The organism is Sphingorhabdus lacus, assembly GCF_009768975.1.
GTDB classification, from domain to species: Bacteria; Pseudomonadota; Alphaproteobacteria; order Sphingomonadales; family Sphingomonadaceae; genus Sphingorhabdus_B; species Sphingorhabdus_B lacus.
In genome coordinates this window covers 1,210,803-1,232,383 of sequence record NZ_CP035733.1, presented here as the reverse complement: position 1 = coordinate 1,232,383, position 21,581 = coordinate 1,210,803, and the positions used below count along the sequence as shown (strand labels likewise).

Annotated in this window: 18 protein-coding genes; 9 read left to right on the top strand and 9 right to left on the bottom strand. The window is 56.9% G+C overall.

What is annotated here, in order from left to right:
* Positions 1–49: 49 nt before the first annotated feature.
* The 6 genes from EUU25_RS05740 to alaS all read left to right on the top strand — a co-directional run bounded on the left by EUU25_RS05740 (position 50) and on the right by alaS (position 10,125).
* Entirely contained in the window at positions 50–2,104 is a 2,055-nt protein-coding gene (locus EUU25_RS05740) for a M13 family metallopeptidase (RefSeq protein WP_187351295.1), read from the top strand.
* Between the two features lie 45 nt (positions 2,105–2,149).
* Positions 2,150–4,519, top strand: a complete 2,370-nt coding sequence (locus tag EUU25_RS05735) for a hybrid sensor histidine kinase/response regulator (protein WP_425505215.1) — start codon at positions 2,150–2,152, stop codon at positions 4,517–4,519.
* Positions 4,520–4,700: 181 nt separating this feature from the next.
* Entirely contained in the window at positions 4,701–5,786 is a 1,086-nt protein-coding gene (gene recA / locus EUU25_RS05730; RefSeq protein ID WP_158899104.1) for a recombinase RecA, read from the top strand.
* A 153-nt stretch (positions 5,787–5,939) separates the two neighbouring features.
* Positions 5,940–6,758 carry an agmatinase gene (gene speB, locus EUU25_RS05725; protein WP_158899102.1) on the top strand — a complete coding sequence of 273 codons (819 nt, stop codon included), beginning with the start codon at positions 5,940–5,942 and terminating at the stop codon, positions 6,756–6,758.
* A gap of 9 nt (positions 6,759–6,767) precedes the next feature.
* Positions 6,768–7,394 (top strand): glutathione S-transferase family protein, encoded by a 627-nt coding sequence (locus EUU25_RS05720; protein ID WP_158899100.1) that lies wholly within the window; start codon positions 6,768–6,770, stop codon positions 7,392–7,394.
* A gap of 88 nt (positions 7,395–7,482) precedes the next feature.
* Entirely contained in the window at positions 7,483–10,125 is a 2,643-nt protein-coding gene (alaS, locus tag EUU25_RS05715; protein WP_158899098.1) for an alanine--tRNA ligase, read from the top strand.
* Positions 10,126–10,128: 3 nt separating this feature from the next.
* On the opposite strand, the gene EUU25_RS05710 is transcribed toward alaS, so the two are convergent.
* Positions 10,129–11,892 (bottom strand): cation:proton antiporter domain-containing protein, encoded by a 1,764-nt coding sequence (locus EUU25_RS05710; RefSeq protein ID WP_158899096.1) that lies wholly within the window; start codon positions 11,890–11,892, stop codon positions 10,129–10,131.
* A gap of 107 nt (positions 11,893–11,999) precedes the next feature.
* Positions 12,000–13,220, bottom strand: a complete 1,221-nt coding sequence (locus EUU25_RS05705; RefSeq protein WP_158899094.1) for an NADP-dependent isocitrate dehydrogenase — start codon at positions 13,218–13,220, stop codon at positions 12,000–12,002.
* A gap of 152 nt (positions 13,221–13,372) precedes the next feature.
* Here EUU25_RS05705 and EUU25_RS05700 point away from each other — a divergent pair, with 152 nt between their 5' ends.
* Genes EUU25_RS05700 through EUU25_RS05690 form a run of 3 tightly spaced genes read left to right on the top strand, consistent with a single transcriptional unit; the run spans position 13,373 to position 16,259 of the window.
* Entirely contained in the window at positions 13,373–14,107 is a 735-nt protein-coding gene (locus tag EUU25_RS05700) for a phosphatidylserine decarboxylase (protein WP_246162933.1), read from the top strand.
* A complete protein-coding gene (locus EUU25_RS05695; protein WP_158899090.1) occupies positions 14,107–14,874 on the top strand; it encodes a CDP-alcohol phosphatidyltransferase family protein in 768 nt (255 codons plus the stop codon). The genes EUU25_RS05700 and EUU25_RS05695 overlap by 1 nt, the downstream gene beginning before the upstream one ends.
* A 53-nt stretch (positions 14,875–14,927) precedes the next feature.
* Positions 14,928–16,259, top strand: a complete 1,332-nt coding sequence (locus EUU25_RS05690; protein ID WP_246162931.1) for a DNA recombination protein RmuC — start codon at positions 14,928–14,930, stop codon at positions 16,257–16,259.
* A 6-nt stretch (positions 16,260–16,265) separates the two neighbouring features.
* On the opposite strand, the gene EUU25_RS05685 is transcribed toward EUU25_RS05690, so the two are convergent.
* From EUU25_RS05685 to EUU25_RS05655, 7 genes are read right to left on the bottom strand one after another with little or no spacing between them, the layout of a single operon-like run.
* Positions 16,266–17,069: a TrmH family RNA methyltransferase gene (locus EUU25_RS05685; protein ID WP_158899088.1), complete on the bottom strand. Its 804-nt coding sequence runs from the start codon at positions 17,067–17,069 to the stop codon at positions 16,266–16,268.
* Complete coding sequence (locus EUU25_RS05680; protein WP_143775244.1) at positions 17,069–17,347, bottom strand: HPr family phosphocarrier protein; 279 nt, start codon at positions 17,345–17,347, stop codon at positions 17,069–17,071. The genes EUU25_RS05685 and EUU25_RS05680 overlap by 1 nt, the downstream gene beginning before the upstream one ends.
* The gene (locus tag EUU25_RS05675; protein ID WP_143775245.1) at positions 17,334–17,747 is read right to left on the bottom strand and encodes a PTS sugar transporter subunit IIA; all 414 of its coding nucleotides are present in this window, start codon (positions 17,745–17,747) and stop codon (positions 17,334–17,336) included. Before EUU25_RS05675 ends, EUU25_RS05680 begins: the two co-directional genes overlap by 14 nt.
* Entirely contained in the window at positions 17,744–18,709 is a 966-nt protein-coding gene (rapZ, locus tag EUU25_RS05670) for an RNase adapter RapZ (RefSeq protein WP_158899086.1), read from the bottom strand. Before rapZ ends, EUU25_RS05675 begins: the two co-directional genes overlap by 4 nt.
* Positions 18,706–19,182: an HPr kinase/phosphorylase gene (locus tag EUU25_RS05665; protein ID WP_158899084.1), complete on the bottom strand. Its 477-nt coding sequence runs from the start codon at positions 19,180–19,182 to the stop codon at positions 18,706–18,708. The genes rapZ and EUU25_RS05665 overlap by 4 nt, the downstream gene beginning before the upstream one ends.
* Positions 19,179–20,759 carry a sensor histidine kinase gene (locus tag EUU25_RS05660; RefSeq protein ID WP_158899082.1) on the bottom strand — a complete coding sequence of 527 codons (1,581 nt, stop codon included), beginning with the start codon at positions 20,757–20,759 and terminating at the stop codon, positions 19,179–19,181. The genes EUU25_RS05665 and EUU25_RS05660 overlap by 4 nt, the downstream gene beginning before the upstream one ends.
* Positions 20,728–21,435: a response regulator transcription factor gene (locus EUU25_RS05655; protein WP_158899080.1), complete on the bottom strand. Its 708-nt coding sequence runs from the start codon at positions 21,433–21,435 to the stop codon at positions 20,728–20,730. Before EUU25_RS05655 ends, EUU25_RS05660 begins: the two co-directional genes overlap by 32 nt.
* Positions 21,436–21,581 lie beyond the last annotated feature (146 nt).

Below are 21,581 nucleotides of genomic sequence, written 5' to 3'. Positions count from 1 at the left end.
ATTGCCGCTCAGATAGCCAATACTCCCCTGTAGTTAAGGGGAGTACACCATGAAGATTACCAAAAGCTGGGCTTTGGGCCTGTCCGTATCGATGCTCGCGCTGAGCACGCCTGCAATGGCGGAAAATGTAGCACCACCGCAGGAAGCAGAAACAGCAGCCAAAAGCGGCCCGCAACTCGGCACCTATGGCTTTGATAGTGAAGGCATGGATACCAGCGTATCGCCCGCCGATGATTTCTATCTCTACGCCAATGGCAAATGGGCCGAGAAAACCCAGATTCCGGCCGACAAGTCCAACTATGGCATGTTCACCGCACTCGACGATCTGTCCAAGGATCGGGTGAAACTGGTTCTGGAGGCCGAAAAGGACGTTAAGGGCAGCAAGGCTGGCGATGTCTATGCGAGCTACCTCGACACCGCGACCGTCGAAAAGAAGGGCCTGAAGCCCATCCAGCCCTGGCTGAAGCAGGTGCGCGGAATCAAGAACAAGGCTGCTTTTGAAAAGATGCTGCCGACCGCCGCACGTAATGGTGTAGGCGCGTTGTTCGGTGGCTTTGTGGGTCAGGATGACAAAAACCCCGATGTCTACATCTTCCAGATTTATCAGGGCGGCACCGGCTTGCCCGACCGCGACATGTATCTGGTCGAAAACGACAAATTTGAAGCGATCCGCAAGGCCTATAAGGAATATCTGGCCAAGATGCTGACCCTTGCCGGTGAGAAAAATGCCGTTGCACGCGCCGATGCCATCTTCGCAATGGAAAAGAAAATCGCCGAAGTTCAATGGACTCGCGAAGATTCTTCAGACGCCACCAAAACCTATAACAAGATGACCTTGGCTGAGCTGGATGCACTGACGCCCGGGTTGAAGCTGTCGTCGGTCCTGACCGGTGTCAGCCCGAAAATCACCGAAGTGGTAGTGGGGCAACCCAGCGCCATTACCGGCATCGCCAAGATTTTTGCCGATACCGACCTCGCGGTGCTGAAGGACCAGATGGTGGTCAACAGCCTCGCCACCTTCTCTAATGTGCTTCCCGATTCGGTGTCCGACACGACCTTCGCCTTTTACGGCACCACCCTTCAGGGCACGCCGCAGCGCGAACCCCGTTGGAAACGCGGCGTTTCCTTGACCGAAGGAACCGTCGGTGACGAAGTCGGCAAAGCCTATGCCGCCAAATATTTCCCGCCGGAAACCAAGGCGGCGATGAATGTTCTGGTCAAGAATGTGCTCGCCGCACTCGGCCGCCGGATCGACAATCTTTCTTGGATGCAGCCGCAAACCAAGGTGAAGGCGCAGGCCAAGCTTGCCAATTTCACCACCAAGATCGGCTATCCCGACCGGTGGAAGGATTATTCGAAGCTGAAAATCGTTCGGGGCGACCTGTACGGCAACGATCTGCGCGCCAACCAATGGGGCTTTGATGACAATATCTCCAAACTGGGCGGTCCGATCCGCCGCTGGGAATGGGGCATGTTGCCGCAGACCGTGAACGCCTATGCCAATTTCGGCATGAACGAGATCGTCTTCCCTGCCGCGATTCTGCAGCCGCCCTTCTTTGATCCCAAGGCGGACCCGGCCATCAACTATGGTGGCATCGGCGCAGTCATCGGCCATGAAATCAGCCATCATTTCGACGACCAAGGCGCGAAATATGACGAAAATGGCAAGCTTTCCGACTGGTGGACCGAAAGTGACGTCAAGGCGTTTGAAGCCGCCGGCAAGAAATTGATCGCCCAATATGACGCCTACAAGATTTTCCCTGACGCTTCGGTGAAGGGCGAATTTACGCTGGGCGAAAATATTGGTGACCTTGCCGGTCTGACCATCGCCTATGACGCCTACCGGACGTCGCTGAATGGCAAGGAACCGCCGGTTATCGACGGTATGACCGGCGACCAGCGCTTTTTCCTGGGTTGGGCACAGGTGTGGCGGCGTAATTATCGCGAGGCGAATTTGCGCCAGCGCCTGATTACCGACCCGCATAGTCCTTCGGCACAGCGCGCTTGGGTGGTACGCAATCTTGACAAATGGTACGATGCGTTCCAGCCGAAAGCGGATGGAAAATTATACCTCAAGCCCGAGGAACGCGTCCGTATCTGGTAAGGAGCCGCTTTGACAACCCCGATCCCGCCTGCACAATTTGAGCTTTTGGGGGGCACGGGGGACGAAGACGCCCGCCAGCAATGGCAACAGGCATTATGGCTGGTGGCGGCAACCCTGCTGTCGCTGGCCATTTTGTGGTTCGTGTCCAAAAATGTCCTGCTTCTGGGAACCTGCGCCGCTACAATGGTCGCAGCCTGGGGGCTGGTCGACTATGTCCGGCGGACACGCCCCAAGGCGGATGATGTCGAACTTTCGCCGCCCGACTGGTCAATTACCCACGCCACCGCGCAATTGAGCAATGCGGCAATTGCCGTCAGCGACCGCGCAGGCCGTCTGGTGTGCGCCAACGACCATTTCACGAAAGCCTTTGCCGGCCTGAAAGCACCGCCCGACCTCATCGTTGATGATGCGAGTCGCGATTTGCTGGTGGCCGCAGGACGCGCCGCATGGCGCGATGGCAACGCGCAGATTGATTCGATTACCAAGGATGACCGGCAATTCAGCGTCAAAGTCGCGCGTGCCGGGACTGCGGACGAATATCTGCTGTGGCGGCTGGCCCCCATTGAGCGGCTGGACATTGAAAGCCGTGCAATCGAGCTCATCTCTGGCCGGATCGGCCGGGCTATGGCGCAAAGCGGTATCATGGCGGTCTCGCTTGCCAATGATGGCCGTATTCGTGCGGCCAATGCGGCATTTGCCCTGCGCGCCGTCGGCAGCGATCAGGAACCCATTACCGGCCGGCCTTTCGCAAATTATATGCGGATGGACGAGAAGGGCAGTATCTTCTTCGAACGCGAAGGACGTCGCGGCCTGCCGATCCGCTTGCTCAATGTTCCCCTGACCGAGGACAAATCCGACGGTGCGGCCTTGCTTTTGGCCGTGGATGAAGAAGGGCCCAAGGTCGAACGGGGCATGGCGCTTGCCCATGTCGAACAATTGCTTTCAACGCTTCCACTGGGGTTGGCGCTGGTCGACCGGGACGGACGTTTCCTGTTTGCCAATGACGCCTTTGCGCGGGTTCTGGACATCAGTGTCGAGGCGCTGCCGTCCTATCCCGCAGATCTGGTGATTAACGAAGACAAGGCCGCCGTACTCGACAGCATCCGCCGATTCGGCAGCGGGGCGATGACCTCGGGCGATATTGCGGTACGGTTGAAAGAGCGGCCGGACGAGGTCATCGCGCTGTCCATCGCGGGTATTCGCGGGCTGGGTGAGGCGGCTGTCTTGCTGGGCCTCAAGGACAATAGCGAGGAAACGAAGCTGAAACGTCAGGTGGCGCAGCAGACCAAGATGGAATCCATCGGTCAGTTGGCGGGCGGCGTGGCGCATGATTTCAACAATATCCTGACCGCTATCATAGGCTATTGCGACCTGATGTTGATGCGGCACCAGCCGGGCGACGGCGATTATGACGATATCCAGCAGATCAAGAACAACTCCAACCGTGCGGCCAGCCTGACGCGGCAATTGCTCGCCTTTTCGCGGCAACAGACCTTGCGTCCGCAGATTTTGCAATTGCCCGATGTGGTGGCCGATGTGTCCAGCCTGTTGAAACGCCTGCTGGGCGAAACAGTGCGGCTGGAGGTGCATCATGGCCGCGCGCTGGGCCCCGTGCGTGCCGACCCGGGCCAATTGGAACAGGTCATTGTCAATCTTGGCCTCAACGCCCGCGACGCGATGGAAAAGGGCGGTGTCGTGCATATCAGCACCAAGGCCGTATCGCAGGACGATGTGCGGGCAATGGGTAGCGAGATTTTGCCCATCGGCGATTATGCGCTGTTGTCGGTGGAAGATAGCGGCTCCGGGATAGCCAAGGAAAATCTGGCCAAGATTTTCGAACCGTTCTTCACCACCAAGGAAGTGGGCAAGGGAACGGGGCTGGGCCTGTCGACGGTCTATGGCATCGTCAAACAGTCGGGCGGGTTCATCTTTGCCGAATCGGAAGTGGGGCAGGGCACGCGCTTTGACATCTATCTGCCGGTGCATGTCGGCGAAGTGCCTTCGGCAGATACCGGCAAACGCGAATTTTACCGGCCCAAGGATTTGTGGGGCAGCGGGCGGATCCTGATCGTCGAGGACGAAGACATGGTCCGCGCCGTCGCCGAACGCGCACTGGTGCGGCAGGGCTATGTCGTCGAAACCGCGAGCGATGGTGAAGAGGCGCTGGCGCTCTTTGCCGAGGGCAAGCGCTATGATCTGGTCGTATCCGACGTGGTCATGCCCAATATGGACGGGCCGACCATGGCGCGGAACCTGCGCGGGCAATTTGGCGACATAAGGTTGCTCTTCATGTCAGGCTATGCCGAGGAACAATTGCGCGAGACCATCAGCCTCGACAATGTATCGTTCCTGCCCAAGCCCTTTTCGGTACAGCAAATTGCCGAAGCGGTGCATGATGCCATGGCGATGGAGTAGGCGTTGGGGTGTTAGGGCTGTCCCCAACAACAGAGGTTTCGCAAAAAAAACAGTTTAAATATCTAAAAAACAACATTAATAAAAATTATGTTCCGCTCTTGTTCTTTGAGAACAAATAACGTACATCATCCTTCGTTCCGGTAATGTTCCGGATGCAGGCATGACGCTAAGGAGTGGAAAAATGGCAGCAAGTCTTAAAGTTATCGATGGAGTTCAGGCAAAGAATATGAACAGCGCAGAACGTGATAAAGCACTCGAAGCCGCATTGGCGCAGATTGACCGTGCCTTTGGCAAGGGTTCCGCCATGAAGCTGGGCAGCCGGGAGGCGATTGCCATTGATGCGGTTTCGACCGGATCCTTGGGCCTCGACATCGCGCTTGGAATTGGCGGTTTGCCAAAGGGGCGTGTGATTGAAATTTACGGTCCGGAAAGCTCGGGCAAGACGACCCTGACCCTGCACGCCATTGCGGAAGCGCAAAAGGCAGGGGGCACGGCGGCCTTTATCGACGCGGAACATGCGCTCGACCCCGCTTATGCCAAGAAACTGGGCGTCGATATCGACAATCTGATCGTGTCGCAGCCGGACACGGGCGAACAGGCGCTGGAAATCGCCGATACGCTCGTCCGGTCCAACGCCGTCGATATTTTGGTCATCGACTCGGTTGCCGCACTGGTGCCGCGCGCTGAAATCGAGGGCGAAATGGGCGACAGCCATGTCGGTCTGCAGGCCCGTTTGATGAGCCAGGCGCTCCGCAAGATTACAGGTTCGATCAGCCGGTCGAACTGCATGGTCATCTTCATCAACCAGATCCGTATGAAGATCGGCGTGATGTACGGTTCGCCTGAAACCACGACCGGCGGTAACGCGCTCAAATTCTACGCATCGGTCCGTCTCGACATCCGCCGCACCGGCCAGATCAAGCAGGGTGAGGATATTGTCGGCAACACCACCCGCGTGAAGGTTGTGAAGAACAAGGTGGCGCCGCCCTTCAAGCAGGTCGAATTCGACATCATGTACGGGCAGGGCATTTCCAAGACCGGCGAGTTGCTCGATCTGGGTGTGAAGGCCGGTATCGTCGAAAAGTCGGGTAGCTGGTTCAGCTACGATTCGATCCGCATCGGGCAGGGGCGTGAAAACTCCAAAACCTATCTGACCGAAAATCCCGAAGTGGCCGCAAAACTCGAAGCTGCGATCCGCGGCAAGACCGAGGAAGTGGCCGAGGTGATGATGACCGGTTCCGACGCGGAAGACGATATCGTCGAATAAGTTTCCTCTCCCCCTGAAGAGGATTAAGCGCGGTCTTGCCTGAGACCGCTGCTTTAGACCCGCCCTGGTCCACCCCGGGGCGGGTCATTTCGTTGGAGCCTTTAGCATTTTACCGTCCTTGACAGGGGCGAAGGCAAAAGCCCATCTGCTGCCATGCATCCCGCTATCCACCTTCTCGGGCTTCCCACGGACCAGAACAGCTCGTTCGAACGCGGCGCGGCGCAGGGGCCCGCCGCAATCCGCGCGGCCTTGTGGAGCGACCGGGGCAACCTTTCGTCCGAATCGGGGCTGGAAATCGGTAGCGATATCGAGCTTGTCGACCATGGCGACCTGCCGCTGACCGATAGCGACTGCGCCGCCGACGATGCGATGATCGCCAATGCGGTGGCCGGCATTCTCGCCCGGGGCGGCATCCCCCTTGCGCTGGGCGGTGACCATGCTGTGACCTATCCGCTCGTCGCGGCGGTGGCGGCGCATCATGGCCCGCTGAACATCCTGCATTTCGATGCCCATCCCGACCTTTATGACGATTTTGAAGGCAATCCGCGCAGCCATGCCTCGCCCTTCGCCCGCATATTGGAGGGCGGCCATGCCAGGCGGCTGGTGCAACTGGGCATCCGCACGCTCAACCGCCACTGCCGCGCGCAGGCCGACCGTTTCGGCGTTGAAATCATCCCCATGGCCAACTTCGCCCCCTCCCAGGTGCCGGTGCTGGACGGTCCGCTCTATATCAGCATCGACCTCGACGGCATCGACCCCTCCGAAGCCCCCGGCGTCGCCCATCCCGAACCCGGCGGCCTCACCGTCCGCGAAGTCCTGGCCGTCCTAGCCCGCCAAAAAGGCCGGATTGTGGGCGCCGACATCGTCGAACTGAACCCGAAAAACGACCGCAACGCCGTCACCGCCACCCTCGCGGCCAAGCTCCTCAAAGAGCTCGCAAGCTTCAGCCAAGTTAACAAACCTGATTTTTAGGAGAGCAAAATGTCACTGATCGTCCACCATCTCAACAATTCCAGGTCCCAGCGTATCCTCTGGCTGCTGGAGGAACTGAACCTGAATTACGAAATCCGCCACCACCAACGCGACGCCGTCACCAATCTCGCACCCCCCGAATTATTGGCTGTCCATCCGCTCGGTAAATCACCGGTGATCGAGGACGGCGGCAAGGTGATCTACGAATCCGCAGCCATCGTCGAATATATCTGCGAACGCCACGGCGGCGCGCATCTAGTTCCGGCACGCGGCACCGACGACCATATCCGCTACGTCGAATATCTCCACTTTGCCGAAGGGTCGGCCATGACGCCGATCCTGTTGAACCTCTACACCGCACGCCTCGGCGAAGCCGCCGCACCGCTGCGCCCCCGGATCGACCAGCAACTGCAAAGCCACTTCCAATATATGGAAGACCAAATTCTGCCATCAGGCTGGTTCGTCGGCGACGCACTGACCGGTGCGGACATCATGCTCAGCTTCCCGGCAGAAGCTGCTGTCAAAATGGGATATGCCGCCGACAAGCCGAAACTCACAGCCTATGTGGCCGCAATCCACGCCCGCCCAGCCTATCAGAAAGCACTCGAAAAAGGCGGGCCCTATGCCTATGCCTGACAATATCGTCGATTATCGTCAAAAGACGGTGATTTCTTGCTTGTTACATGTTCCATCTATCTGGAAATCCATCTAAGTCGCTCACGCTATGACCTCAACAAATGACATCCGCCGCGGTTTTCTCGACTATTTTGGCAACGCCCAGCATGACGTAGTGCAGTCTGCACCGCTCGTGCCCTACAATGACCCTACGTTGATGTTCGTCAACGCCGGGATGGTGCCGTTTAAAAATGTCTTCACCGGCCTTGAAAGCCGGGAGATTCCCCGGGCGACGTCGAGCCAGAAATGCGTGCGCGCCGGTGGCAAGCATAATGACCTCGACAATGTCGGCTATACGGCGCGACACCATACTTTCTTTGAAATGCTGGGGAATTTCTCCTTCGGCGATTATTTCAAGGAAGATGCGATTGTTCATGCCTGGACGTTGCTGACGAAAGTCTGGGGGCTTGATCCCAACCGGTTGACGACCACCGTTTATCACACCGATGACGAGGCATTTGACCTGTGGCGCAAGATTGCAGGCCTTCCTGAAGAACGTATCATCCGCATCGCAACCAACGACAATTTCTGGTCGATGGGCGATACCGGGCCGTGCGGACCATGCAGTGAGATTTTCTACGATCATGGCGACCATATTTTTGGTGGCCCTCCGGGAAGTCCGGATGAAGATGGCGACCGCTTTGTCGAAATCTGGAACCTTGTGTTCATGCAGTTTGAACGGCATGACGATGGCAGCCAGACCGAACTGCCCAAACCGTCTATCGACACCGGCATGGGTCTGGAGCGCATCGCAGCGGTGTTGCAGGGTGTCCACGACAATTATGATACCGATACGTTCAAGGCGCTGATTGCAGCATCGCAAGAACTGACAGGAACCAAGGCCGAAGGCGAACAGATGGCCAGCCACCGGGTCATTGCCGACCATCTTCGGTCGACCAGCTTCCTGTTGGCGGACGGGGTCATGCCGTCCAATGAAGGCCGCGGCTATGTCCTGCGCCGCATCATGCGCCGCGCAATGCGCCATGCCCATATCTTGGGGGCGAAAGAACCCTTGATGCACCGGCTCGTGGGCAATCTCGTGTCCGAAATGGGCGCTGCTTACCCCGAACTGATCCGCGCACAGCAGCTGATTGAGGCCACTCTCAACCAAGAAGAAACCCAATTCCGCCGCACGCTCGACAAGGGTTTGAAGCTGCTGGATGAGGCGACAATGGGCATGCAGCCGGGCGACACGCTCGCCGGCGAAACCGCGTTCAAGCTCTACGATACATACGGCTTCCCCTACGACTTAACCGAAGACGCACTTCGCGCCCAAGGTTTCGGTATCGATGCCGAAGGCTTCGATGCTGCCATGACGGCGCAAAAAGAACGCGCGCGGGCTGCATGGAAGGGATCGGGCGCCAAAGCATCCGACGATGTGTGGTTCGATATTGCCGAACGAGTCGGTTCGACAGAATTCACCGGTTACTCCGCCAGCGAAGGTGAAGGTCAGGTGCTTGCCCTCGTCAATGATGGCATCGAAGTGCAATCAGCTGTTGCGAACGACACGGTAACAGTGATCACCAACCAGACTCCTTTTTATGGGGAAAGTGGTGGGCAGATGGGCGACGCCGGCACGATTTCCGGCGCGAATATGAAAGGCGAGGTGACAGATACCGCCAAGCCTTTGGGCCGTCTGAACGCGCATCAAGTGACCTTGTCGTCTGGGGAGATCAAGGTCGGCGATGTCGTCACGCTAAAAATCGATACTAAGCGCCGCGATGCCTTGCGTGCAAACCACAGTGCGACTCATTTGTTGCACGCGGCGTTGCGGAATAGCTTGGGCGGCCATGTGACGCAGAAGGGTAGTCTTGTTGCACCGGATCGCTTGCGCTTTGACTTCTCGCACAATCAGGCGGTCAGCGCGGCAGAGATTGCGCAGATCGAGGCCGACGTGAACGCGCAGATTCGCGGCAATCGCGCGGTCACAACGCGCCTGATGACCCCCGACGATGCTGTGGCCGCCGGTGCGCTTGCCCTGTTCGGCGAGAAATATGGCGACGAGGTCCGCGTGCTCAGCATGGGCGACGCAGAAGGTACAAATTACTCTGTCGAATTGTGCGGCGGTACGCACGTCAATGCATTAGGCGACATTGCCTTATTCACGGTCCTCTCCGAAGGTGCCGTCGCTAGTGGTATTCGCCGGATCGAAGCACTGACGGGCGAAGCGGCACGGCAACATTTGGCTGGCCGCGAGGTTCAGTTGAAAGATGTGGCAGCGCTTTTGAAAACCGCACCGGATGAAGTAGCGGCGCGTGTCGAAACCCTGCTTGCCGAACGCAAGCGGCTTGAAAAAGAACTGAGCGAAGCGAAAACTGCGCTCGCGCTTTCGGGCGGATCTGGACCCAAAGCGGAAGCAGAGGACGTAAACGGCGTTTCGTTCATGGGTCAGGTCATTACAGGAATCGAACCCAAGGCGCTGCGCGGATTGGCCGATGACCAGATGAAAGCTATTGGAACCGGTATTGTAGCTATTGTGGCGGCAAACGAAACAAGCAACACCGTTGTGGTGGCGGTCTCTGAAGCACTGCATGGGAAAATCACGGCCCCTGATCTCGTCCGCGCTGCGACTGCAGCGATGGGCGGGCAGGGTGGTGGCGGTCGCCCAGACATGGCTCAAGGCGGCGGCCCAGCAGGTGCAGATCAGGCTTCAGCCGCGCTCGACGCGATAAAGGCAGCGTTGAGCGCCTGACTTTTACGAGGGCGCTTGCAGCTTCAGCTTGGGGGCCTCGTCCAAGCCTCCTTGCTCCATGATGATACGGCGGAATTCGTCGCGTTTTTCATGGATGGACGCGATGACAAAGCCCATCGGTATGCCGAGGTCCACAAGAACCGCCTCCGATAACTGGAGCGAGCTTTCCAGTGTTTCAGGAACGGCGTCCGAGACACCAGCACGATAAAGCTCGGCGGCATGATCGGCATCGCGGGCACGGGATATGATGGTCAAATCCGGGAAATCAGTCCGCACACGCTTGACAATGCGCGCCGCCAGAACCGGTTCATCCATTGTAATGATCAGTGCTTTTGCATTGGCGATATCCAGCTTTTCCAGAACTTCGGGTCGGGAAACATCACCAAACATCACATCATAACCCCGTCGCCGCGCCGACGTCACCGCGTCGATATTGGCTTCAACAGCAACATAAGGCAGGTCATGTTTACCCAGCATGTCGGCTATCAGGACGCCGACACGGCCAAATCCGACAATGATTGCCCGTTCAACCTGAGTAGGTGCGGCCGCAGGTGGAGGTTCGCTTTCACGCAACTCGATGCGCTTGGCCATGTCGTGACCAATCCGGGCGAGAATTGGCGTGATGGTAAGGCCAATCGCTGTTGCTGCCTGCCAAAATGTGGCAGTTTCTGCGCTGATCAATTGTGCGGCGCTGGCGGCGGCCAATACGATCAGCGTCGTTTCTGATGGGCTGGACATCAGAAGGCCTGTTTCCGTCGCAGTACCAGTACGCGCGCCCGCGATTTTCAAGAGGCCGCCCGTAACAAAGGCTTTTACAAGAATTATCCCAGAAACAGCTGCCGCAAGCATGGACCAGTTTTCACGAATGAAATTGAGGTCAATCTGCATCCCGATCGTAATCAGGAACACGCCTAGCGCGAGCCCTTTGAATGGGGCGGTGATGACCTCCACTTCGTGCCGATAATCGGTTTCGGCAATTAACAATCCGGCGATGAGGGCCCCAAAAATCGGGGAAAGACCCACTGCGCTTGTGGCAAGGCTGGCTATGATTACGACCAGCAAGCTTGCCGCCAAAAACAGTTCGGGGCTTTTTGTTCGCGCCGCTTGACCAAAAAGATAGGGTAACAGGAACCGACCCAATATCAGCATCAGACCCACGACAAGCGCGCCCTCTGATAGAACCGTCAGCAATCCGCTCCATGATCCACCGGTTGCTTGGGGTGCCAAAGCGCCCAAAATGAATATGATGGGAACAATTGCCAGATCTTCGAACAACAACATGCCGAGCGCACGCCGTCCAACGGCGGATTGCGTGCCTGCAATCGGGACGACAAGTGCCGTTGACGATAATGCCAAGGCTAGGCCGAGGCCTACCGAGCTTCCCCAGCTATAATCAAGAAATGAAAGCCCAAGTGCAATGAGCAGGCTGCTTGTAAACAGCTCTGCCGGTCCGAGGACAAAGACCATGCGCCGCATCTTCCAAAGCCGCCGGAACGACAGTTCGAGACCGATTGTGAACAGCAACAGGATAATGCCGTAATCCCCCAACGGGCTTATTTCTTCGATGTCCGATATCGTGATCCATCGAAGCCAGTGGAATTGCGCGGCGAGCGACCCGAGCCCAAATGGGCCGACCAAGACACCGACGAGCAGGAATCCGACGATCGGATTTATGCGGACGCGGGCAAAAGCAGGAATCACGACACCGGCGGCGCCCAGTATGACCAGAGCGTTGCTGAGACCTTCGGTTTGGAGTTCGCCTGCCATGGCCATCTATTACGCACATGCAGTCCGCAAAGGGAAGGGGCGCTCACAAACAAAAAGGCGCGAGACTTTGGTCTCGCGCCTTTTGATGCCTGATGCTGGCGGTTGGCTTATTGCCAGCTGCCCATCTTGTTTTCCAGATTGAGACGCACTTGCTCGAAGAATTGTTCGGTGGTCATCCATGCCTGATCGGGACCAATCAAAATGGCGAGGTCTTTGGTCATATGACCGTCTTCAACTGTCTGGATGCAGACTTCTTCCAGCGTTTCTGCAAAACGCGTCACGTCTGGAGTTTCGTCGAACTTACCGCGGAATTTTAAACCGCCTGTCCATGCAAAAATGGAAGCAATCGGGTTGGTTGAGGTCGCCTTTCCTTGCTGATGCTGGCGAAAATGGCGGGTTACGGTGCCATGAGCGGCTTCGGCTTCCACCGTTTTGCCATCTGGGGTCATCAGGATCGACGTCATCAGGCCGAGCGAACCAAAGCCCTGTGCAACTTGGTCGGACTGCACGTCACCATCATAGTTTTTGCACGCCCAGATGAACTTACCGGACCATTTCAGAGCCGACGCAACCATGTCGTCGATCAAGCGATGTTCGTAGACGATGCCCAATTCCTTGAACTTGGCCTCGAATTCGCTTTCATAGACTTCCTGGAAGATATCCTTGAAGCGGCCATCATAGGCCTTGAGAATGGTATTCTTGGTCGACAGATAGACCGGCCATTGGCGGCCAATACCATAGTTCAGTGACGCACGCGCAAAGTCACGGATGGAGTCGTCGAGATTGTACATCGCCATGGCGACGCCCGCCGATGGGAAGCGGAACACTTCTTCATCGATCGTGCGGCCATCATCACCGTCCCATACAAGCCGCAATGTGCCTGGGCCGGGAACGAGATAGTCTGTTGCCCGATACTGGTCGCCAAAGGCATGGCGGCCAACGACGATCGGGTCGGTCCAACCCGGAATGAGGCGTGGGACGTTCTGAATGACGATCGGTTCACGAAAAACAACGCCGCCCAGAATGTTGCGGATCGTACCGTTTGGCGACTTCCACATTTTCTTGAGGTGAAACTCTTCGACGCGTGCTTCATCGGGAGTGATAGTAGCGCATTTCACGCCAACGCCATATTCGCGGATCGCGTTGGCCGAATCGACGGTGATACGGTCATCGGTCTCATCCCGCTTCTCGACGCCGAGGTCATAATATTTCAGGTCGATATCAAGGTAAGGCAGGATAAGCCGTTCACGTATCCATTCCCAGATGATGCGGGTCATTTCGTCGCCATCAAGTTCGACGACCGGATTTTTCACCTTGATTTTTGCCATGTCAGGAAGCGCTTTCCATTGGGAAGGTTGGTTGTTCGAGCGGTGCCATAGCAAAGTCTGCCATATGTTCAACTGCGCTTTGCCAAGCAGGTAGGGCGACGTAAACCAACCTAACGGTTGTAACATGGCGTTCATTGCCCTAGCTAATGGGGATGAGCAGACAAGAACTGACAAACCGGGGCACCGGGGTCGCAAAATGGTCGTTTCCTCCCGTTCATCCAGAGGGCCGCAAATTTGGCCTGATCGCGGGCGGAATCACGTTATTCTTCGCCCTTATGGCGTGGGAAACACTCGCATGGCCGATGGCGGGTGTAACGCTTTGGACCTTGGCCTTTTTCCGTGATCCAGCACGCGCAACACCCACCGATGACCGCTTTGTGGTTTCTCCCGCAGACGGATTGGTGACACTCATCGAACGCGTCCTGCCGCCGCCTGAATTGAGCGGTCCTGACGGTCTTGGCGATCAGCCAATGACTCGCGTGTCCATTTTCATGAGTGTCTTTGACGTCCACATCAACCGGACGCCGATCCGCGGGACGATTAAGCGTGTCGTATATATCGCTGGCAAGTTCCTGAATGCCGACCTCGACAAAGCCAGTGAGGAAAACGAGCGTCAGCATTTCCTCGTGGAACGCAGCGACGGCGTTCGCATCGGCTTTACGCAGATCGCCGGGCTTGTTGCGCGCCGAATCGTTGCCTTTGTTAAAGAAGGCGACAGCGTTGCGAACGGACAACGCGTCGGCCTTATCCGCTTTGGCAGCCGCGTCGATGTCTATCTACCGAACGGCACAGCTTCGCGCGTTATCAAGGGGCAGCGGTGTGTCGCGGGTGAAACGGTGATCGCTGAACTAGGCGTGGACCAAGACCTTATCGCGGTCGCGCATTGATGGAACCTGGCAGTACCCGGCCTGGCATCTCGCTGCGGGCACTCGCGCCCAATGCAGTCACCGCCGTTGCTTTGTGCACCGGCCTTTCGGGGGCCTGGTTTGCGCTTCAGGGGCGCTGGGAAAATGCTGTTGCCGCAATTGTGGTAGCTGGTGTTCTGGACGCCATGGATGGGCGGATTGCCCGCATGCTGAAGGGCGAAAGCCGTTTCGGCGCTGAGCTCGATTCCCTTTCAGACGTCATTGCATTTGGCGCGACGCCCGCTCTGATCATCTATATGTGGGTCATGCAGGACATGCCCCGTTTCGGATGGACAATCTCTGTCTTTTTCGTGCTCTGCGCTGCGCTCCGGCTTGCACGGTTCAATGCGCGAATCGACACAGAGCACCAGCCCCATAAATCGGCTGGATTCAATACAGGGGTCCCATCGCCTCCCGGTGCGGGCCTAGCGCTTTTGCCTATGATTATCTGGTTTGAAACCGGAGCCGAATGGGTGCGGGATTATCGGTTTATTGCGCCTTGGCTGCTCATTGTTGCAGTACTCATGATATCAAATGTCGCAACCTACAGCTGGTCTTCGCTGAAGGTCCGCCCGAGTTTCCGTTTCATGGCAATCGCTGCAGTCGGACTTTTTGGCGCAACTCTCGTCGCGGCGCCCTGGGTCGCACTTATTGCCGCAAGCGTGGTCTACGCGCTGTTGATCCCGCTCAGTATGATCAGCTACTCCAAAGTGAAGCGCGCACGCAAGGCAGCTGCAATCGCGGCTTGACCTGATACGCCTTCGGGCTATGTTCCTTGTTCGTTCTGTATTGGGGAAGTGCGTTGGAGCCCTTGTTAATCGCCGTTGTTGGAATTTGTGCCCTGTTGCTGGGTCTGGCACTTGGCTGGTTTGCCGGTGGACGAAGCGTTAGCGGAGGTGCCGACACCGTCGCGTCCATGCGCCTGAGCCTCGATAGTGTCGTATCCGAGCGGGACGAGGCACGCATCAAGCTAGCACAGGTAGAAACGGCCCTGACCGAAAGGGAACGCGCATTTGAAGATCAATTGGCAGCAATGATGGATGCGAAAGATGCGCTTGCAGGGCAATTCTCCGAAATAAGCCAGAAATTGCTGCATGAGGCGCAGTCCCGATTTTTGCAACGGGCCGATGAACGGTTTAAGGAATCCGAAACGGTTGCGGGGCAGAGGTTAAGCGCCTTGTTACAGCCGGTGCACGAACGGCTTGAGAAATATGAGACCGCCGTAGGAAAGGTAGAGGCCGAACGACGCGAAGCCTTTGGCAATTTGCACGGCCTAATGGAATCGATGCGTATTAGCACTGAGGCGGTCAAGACCGAAGCCCAGCGTCTCGGTAACTCGCTTCGCAATGCGCCCAAGGCGCGCGGGCGTTGGGGCGAGCAGCAGTTGCGCAACGTGCTTGAAAGCTGCGGCCTGTCAGAACATGCCGACTTCCAGACCGAGGTGTCAATGGAGGGAAGCGAGGGGCGTTTGCGTCCGGACGTGATTTTGCGCGTACCGGGCGGCCGCAATTTGGTCATTGACGCGAAGGTGTCGTTGAACGCTTATCAGGATGCCTTTGAGGCAGGGGATGAGCACGGACGCGAGAATTCATTGGCTGCCCATGCCGCCTCCATGAAAAACCACGTCAATTCGCTTGGTCAAAAAGCCTATCAGGACCAGTTCGAAGACACGCCCGACTATGTCATCATGTTCGTTCCCGGCGAACATTTTCTGGCGGCGGCCTTGGAAAAGGACCCAGACCTCTGGGATTTTGCCTTTAGCAAGCGGGTGTTGCTGGCAACGCCGACCAATTTGATCGCCATCGCCCGCACAGTTGCCGCGGTCTGGAAGCAGGAAAAAATGGCCGGTCAGGCGCGCGAGATCGCCGAGCTTGGCAAGGAGCTTTACGCCCGTCTTACTACCATGGGCGCACATGTAGGCCGCATGGGTAAAAATCTCGATACCGCTGTATCGGCGTATAATGCTTTGGTCGGAAGCCTTGAGTCGCAAGTGTTGACGCAGGCAAAACGGTTTGAGGATTTGAGCATTGATACTGGCGGAAAGGCGATAGAATTGTTGCCCGTCGTCGATCAAACGACCCGGCCGTTGGTAAAACTGGTCGAGGCTCCATCGCAGGATGAAGATGCCGCTTAGGCTGGCCTATTTCCGGCGAAACTGGTTCAACACTTCGTAAGCCATGACAGCGCTGGCAATTGCCGCGTTCAAGCTGTCCGCCTTGCCCCGCATAGGCATTTTGACGCGCAGGTCGCATTCGTCTTCATAGTCCGCTGGCAATCCCTGGGCTTCGTTTCCTGTCAGAATGAAACATGGTGCTGCATATGTGGCGGATTGATAGTCGATGTCGGTGCGCAGACTGGTACCGACCAATTGCCCTTCGCCTTTGCGCAGCCAGGTTAAGAAATCGTCCCACCGGCATTGAACCACTTTCTGGGTGAATATTGCCCCCATACTGGCGCGCACGGCTTCGACGGAGAAAGGGTCGGTGCAATCATCGATCAGGATCAAGCCGCCCGCACCGACCGCGTCGCCGGTCCGCAGCATAGTGCCTAGATTGCCAGGATCGCGCATGGCCTGTGCCACCAGCCAGATAGGCGCCTGGCTCCGGTCAATATCCTCCAACGCCGTCGCATGGTCCCGGTAAACGCCGACTAGGGCCTGCGTATTATCTTTGCCCGAGAGCTTCGCCATGATTTCGGCGCTTGTTTCGATGACATCGCCACCGGCAACGAGGACAGCGGCTTCGAGCGCAATCTCCAGTGCATGCACCTCGCGGTCCTTCACGCGGAACAGCATTTCGGGAAGGAAGCCGGCGTCGCGCGCTTCGGTCATAATCCGCAAACCTTCGGCGAGGAAAAGCCCGGCACGTTTGCGTAGTTTCTTTTCCCGTAATCCCCGAACTTCTTTCAAGAGGGGATTGGAGAAGCCTGTAATTTCACGGCGCATCAGTCTTCGCCGAAACCGTCTACCACCAGTCCAACCAGCTTACCCAAAGCCATTTCGGCCTGCTCGCCTTCGACATGAACCGTAATCTCGCTACCCTTGGCGGCGCCCAACATCATCAGACCCATGATCGATGTGCCAGTCACACATTGACCGTCCTTTTCGACCTCCACCTTCAAACCTTCAGGAAGACGGCTGACGAAGGTGACGAATTTTGCGCTGGCCCGCGCGTGCAGGCCCTTCTGGTTGACGATCGTGACTTGACGGCTAAGCCTGCTCACGCGATGCCTCCAAAACCTCGGACGCGACGCTGATATATTTCCGGCCAGCTTCGCGTGCAGCGGCGACGGCTTCCCGCACGTCCATATTTTTTCGTGCGCTGTCGAGACGGATAAGCATTGGCAGGTTCACGCCCGCAATGACTTCCACACTTCCGGCATCCAGCAGAGAGATTGAAAGATTGGACGGTGTTCCACCGAAAAGGTCGGTCAGGATGATGACACCTTTCCCATCGTCAACCTGCTTGATCGCGGTTGCGATTTCCTTGCGACGGCCTTCCATATCGTCTCGTGGACCGATGCATACAGTCGCAATGTTTTTCTGCGGCCCGACAACATGCTCTAGCGCGACGAGAAATTCCTCAGCCAGCCTGCCGTGTGTGACCAAAATCAACCCGATCATTTGCGTTCGCTACCCCGTTTAGTCTTTTTCGTTTTGGCGCCGTTAGCAGGCCCTTCCAGCGCGTCAATTACTCTTGACGTCAGATTACGATGCACCACCGTGGGCGAAAATCCTTCCTCGCGCAACCATTTGCCGAACTGTTCGGCAACATGTACCGACCTGTGACGCCCGCCAGTGCAGCCAAAAGCAATATTGACATATGCCTTGCCTTGCGCATCGTAGAGCGGAAGAAGATAGGACAACAGATCGCGAATTTTGAGCATTGCCTCTTCGTAAGTAGGGTCTGCCTCCACATATTCCGAGACAGCAGCGTCCAGTCCCGTCAGGGGCCGCAGCTCGTTATCCCAGTGGGGATTCCGCAGAAATCGCAAATCGAACACAAGGTCTACATTGTGCGGAACGCCGCGTGAAAAGCCAAAGCTTGTGATCGTAATGATGGAATGCGGCGTAACTTCGCTGTTAAAGCGGACACGAATGTCGTTCTGCAGATCATGGGCCGACATCTTGCTCGTATCAATGACCGTCTCGGCCCAGCGACGAAGTGGCTCCATCATCATGCGTTCTTGCGCAATCCCGTCCATGGCGGGACGGTCTTGTGCCATCGGATGGCGTCGTCGTGTCTCCGAATAGCGGCGCTCGATTTCAGTTCCAGCGCAATCCAGAAAAAGCGTCATCACGTTCAGGTCCGGATTCTTCTGCATCTGCTTTATCTGGCGGATAAGCTTGTCTGCCTTGAAACCTCGGGTGCGGCTATCAAATCCTAATGCGAGAGGAATAAACGGGTCGGATCGCCCGCCCGATGCTGGAATATCCAGCAAAGGACCGGCGAGGCGGATGGGGAAATTGTCCACCGCTTCCCATCCCAAATCTTCCAAAGTCTTGAGTACTGTTGTCTTTCCGGCACCCGACAAACCGGTGACGAGCAGAATTGTCTGAACTTTGGGCGTGGATTTGCGGGTCAATCGTTCCGGCTTTCCTGGGTCAAGTCGGCATGTGATGCCATTGGCTGGGTGCCAGCGTCAATGACCATGCGCAAGGCATATTCGACCTTTAACGGCGCACTGGCCTCGAATGGAAGTATCTTTGTAGTCGAGACCGAAAAGCCGCAAATGTTCGTGCACCGCCCCTCGGCGGGCAAGCGTTCCACCGACTCGGCCAGTTCGATGACGAGACGGAGCGGAGCACACGCAACAAGCGGTACCGAGACGATACCGATTCCGCGGACTTCCAGGCGGCCCTCAATGTTCCGTGCTGAATGAAGCTCCGGACCTGAAGCGCCGATGACAACGGGCACAGCATCATCGCTGATTAACATCGCACCTCGGTCAATCAGGCGAAGGGCGAGGTCCGACTTTCCCGCTGCAGATGGGCCAAGAAGCAATACACCGTACCCGTTGATCGAAACAGCAGTCGCATGGAGTAGTGCGTCGCTCATTGGCTTGAAGATGCGGCGCAGGGCAGGGCGATTTCGAAGCAAGCGCCACCTTTACCATCGACACGGTCGCGGACCGAGATGCGGCCATGATGCCCTTCGATAATCGTTCGGGCGATTGCCAGACCTAGCCCACTATGTTTGCCGAAATTTTCCGATACCGGACGCTCGCTATGGAACCGACGGAAAATCGCTTCACGATCCTGCGCAGGGACGCCCGGTCCTTCATCGCTAATCCGAATAACGACCTCGTCATCGGCCAAAGTGGCAGAAATTTCCACCACCGATCCGGGAGGTGAAAAAGAAACGGCGTTGTCGATCAAATTTGTTAGCATCCGCTCCAGCCGGACATCCTCGCCCATCACGGTCGCAATCGTCCGGCGCGGACGGGCAAAGGCAATGTGCACATCGCCGTCGCTGGCGCGATCTTCACGTGCTTGAAGCAGCTGTTCGATCATATCGCCCAAATCAATGGGTTCAAACTTTGCTTTAGCGAGTTGTGAATCAACACGGCTTGCGTCCGAGATATCGCTGATCAGGCGATCCATGCGTTGCACGTCAGCCTTGGCAACGTCCATCAACTGTTTGCGCAAGCCGGGGTCCTCGATCCGCTCCGCCCCATCAAGCGCAGAGCGTAACGATGCGAGCGGATTTTTGATTTCATGTGCGACATCGGCAGCAAATGCTTCGGTGGCATCGATACGTTGACGCAAGGCAATGCTCATGTCGGATAGCGCGCGCGCCAACATTCCGATCTCGTCTCGACGCGATGGTAGGCGCGGTACAGTCACTTCCTGCGCGCGTCCCAACCGCACCTTGACCGCGGCGCGTGCCAAATGGCGCAAGGGACGGACGATGGTACGGGCAAGAAATATCGAAAGCAGGACGCCAATTCCCAAAGCGAGCAGGAAAAACATGCCGATCTTAAAACGCTCTGCCCGGACAAAAAGCCTGATATCGCGTTCATTGGCGGTGGTGAGGACTGAATAGGAGCCGGAAGGTGCGACAGCGCCTGCGCTGATCATATGTGTCAAATCAGGCGCAAAGCGGGCGACCGAAGACGCTTTGCCCGGCTTGGCGCGGGCAAGTTCGCTCCATTCGCCTCCGGTGTCGTTCTTGGGTTCGACAAAAGGTTGCAATTCCGGCGCGCCCACGAGAAAATCGACGACCTTATCTATTCCCCGCGCGGCAACCTTGCGCCATGGTTCCTTGGTCGGATCGCGAAATTCATAAGCGGGCTGCCCCAGCTCGAAACTGTCGAACAGTTTGGCGCCATCCTGATCATAGAGACGGATACGGGACGAGTTCCGCGCCCCAAAAGCCGAAATATACGCGCCCTTTTTTTCGGGACTGACCAATGCGAGGCTCTCGACCAGAAACTCCGCCTGCGTTCGCGCTGCGGTTTCCCGTTCGGCAATCAACCGTACGCGATAGCTATCGAGAAAAAACAGACCGGCACCCAAGAGGGCGAGCACAAAGAGATTAACTGCCAAGATACGGGCGGTTAGCGATAACCCCCGGCTCCAACCCAGCTGCAAGTCAGCGGGTTCAGCTGTCTGCGAAACGATATCCGGCCCCATAAAGCGTGTCGATAGCGGAAAAGTCGGGATCTGCCTCGCGGAACTTGCGCCGCAAGCGTTTGATATGGCTGTCGATGGTCCGGTCATCGACATAGACATCGTCCTGATAGGCCGCATCCATCAACTGGTCGCGGGTTCGAACAACGCCGGGCCGGTTTGCCAAAGCCTCCAAAATCATGAACTCAGTAACAGTCAACGTGACCGACTTGCCATCCCATTTCACATGGTGGCGGGCGGGATCCATCTCCAGCCGGCCGCGAACCATAGGCTCGGGTTCCTCCGTCGGCTCCCCGTTAGCGAGCGGACGATCATAGGTCGCCCGCCGCAGGATAGCTTTTACCCGGGCAATCAGAAGGCGCTGTGAAAAAGGTTTGGTGATATAATCATCGGCACCCATGGCGAGCCCGAGTGCTTCATCAAGCTCTTCATCTTTCGATGTCAGGAAGATAACAGGCATGTCGCTTTTCTCGCGCAGGCGGCGCAAAAGCTCGAGACCATCCATTCGGGGCATCTTTATATCAAAAATACCCAAGTCGGCTGGATTTTCCAAAATCGCCTTCAATGCACTTTCCCCATCGGGGTATAGGCGGGTCACATAACCTTCGGCCTGCATCGCGATAGACACGGATGTCAGGATATTTCGGTCATCATCCACAAGGGCGATTGTTGCACTCATGCCCTGCCTATAGGGATGACATTGCGCAGGTTCAATCCATAGCATTTGACGTTGTCTTTTGTCTCGGCTACCGGCGCAAAAGCTTTAGTGCATACGTATGCCCTAGATTCGTTTTAATGCTCATTTCGCCGATTGGAGAAAGTTGT

What these genes read in the sequence shown, in the direction of transcription:
- EUU25_RS05685 (WP_158899088.1), bottom strand. Translation starts at nt 17,069, where the DNA reads ATGCGCCGTGAAATTACAGGCTTCTCCAATCCCCTCTTGAAAGAAGTT.
- recA (WP_158899104.1), top strand. Translation starts at nt 4,701, where the DNA reads ATGGCAGCAAGTCTTAAAGTTATCGATGGAGTTCAGGCAAAGAATATG.
- EUU25_RS05660 (WP_158899082.1), bottom strand. Translation starts at nt 20,759, where the DNA reads ATGGGGCCGGATATCGTTTCGCAGACAGCTGAACCCGCTGACTTGCAG.
- EUU25_RS05705 (WP_158899094.1), bottom strand. Translation starts at nt 13,220, where the DNA reads ATGGCAAAAATCAAGGTGAAAAATCCGGTCGTCGAACTTGATGGCGAC.
- EUU25_RS05710 (WP_158899096.1), bottom strand. Translation starts at nt 11,892, where the DNA reads ATGGCAGGCGAACTCCAAACCGAAGGTCTCAGCAACGCTCTGGTCATA.
- speB (WP_158899102.1), top strand. Translation starts at nt 5,940, where the DNA reads ATGCATCCCGCTATCCACCTTCTCGGGCTTCCCACGGACCAGAACAGC.
- EUU25_RS05720 (WP_158899100.1), top strand. Translation starts at nt 6,768, where the DNA reads ATGTCACTGATCGTCCACCATCTCAACAATTCCAGGTCCCAGCGTATC.
- EUU25_RS05655 (WP_158899080.1), bottom strand. Translation starts at nt 21,435, where the DNA reads ATGAGTGCAACAATCGCCCTTGTGGATGATGACCGAAATATCCTGACA.
- EUU25_RS05700 (WP_246162933.1), top strand. Translation starts at nt 13,373, where the DNA reads ATGAGCAGACAAGAACTGACAAACCGGGGCACCGGGGTCGCAAAATGG.
- EUU25_RS05695 (WP_158899090.1), top strand. Translation starts at nt 14,107, where the DNA reads ATGGAACCTGGCAGTACCCGGCCTGGCATCTCGCTGCGGGCACTCGCG.
- EUU25_RS05740 (WP_187351295.1), top strand. Translation starts at nt 50, where the DNA reads ATGAAGATTACCAAAAGCTGGGCTTTGGGCCTGTCCGTATCGATGCTC.
- EUU25_RS05665 (WP_158899084.1), bottom strand. Translation starts at nt 19,182, where the DNA reads ATGAGCGACGCACTACTCCATGCGACTGCTGTTTCGATCAACGGGTAC.
- EUU25_RS05675 (WP_143775245.1), bottom strand. Translation starts at nt 17,747, where the DNA reads ATGATCGGGTTGATTTTGGTCACACACGGCAGGCTGGCTGAGGAATTT.
- alaS (WP_158899098.1), top strand. Translation starts at nt 7,483, where the DNA reads ATGACCTCAACAAATGACATCCGCCGCGGTTTTCTCGACTATTTTGGC.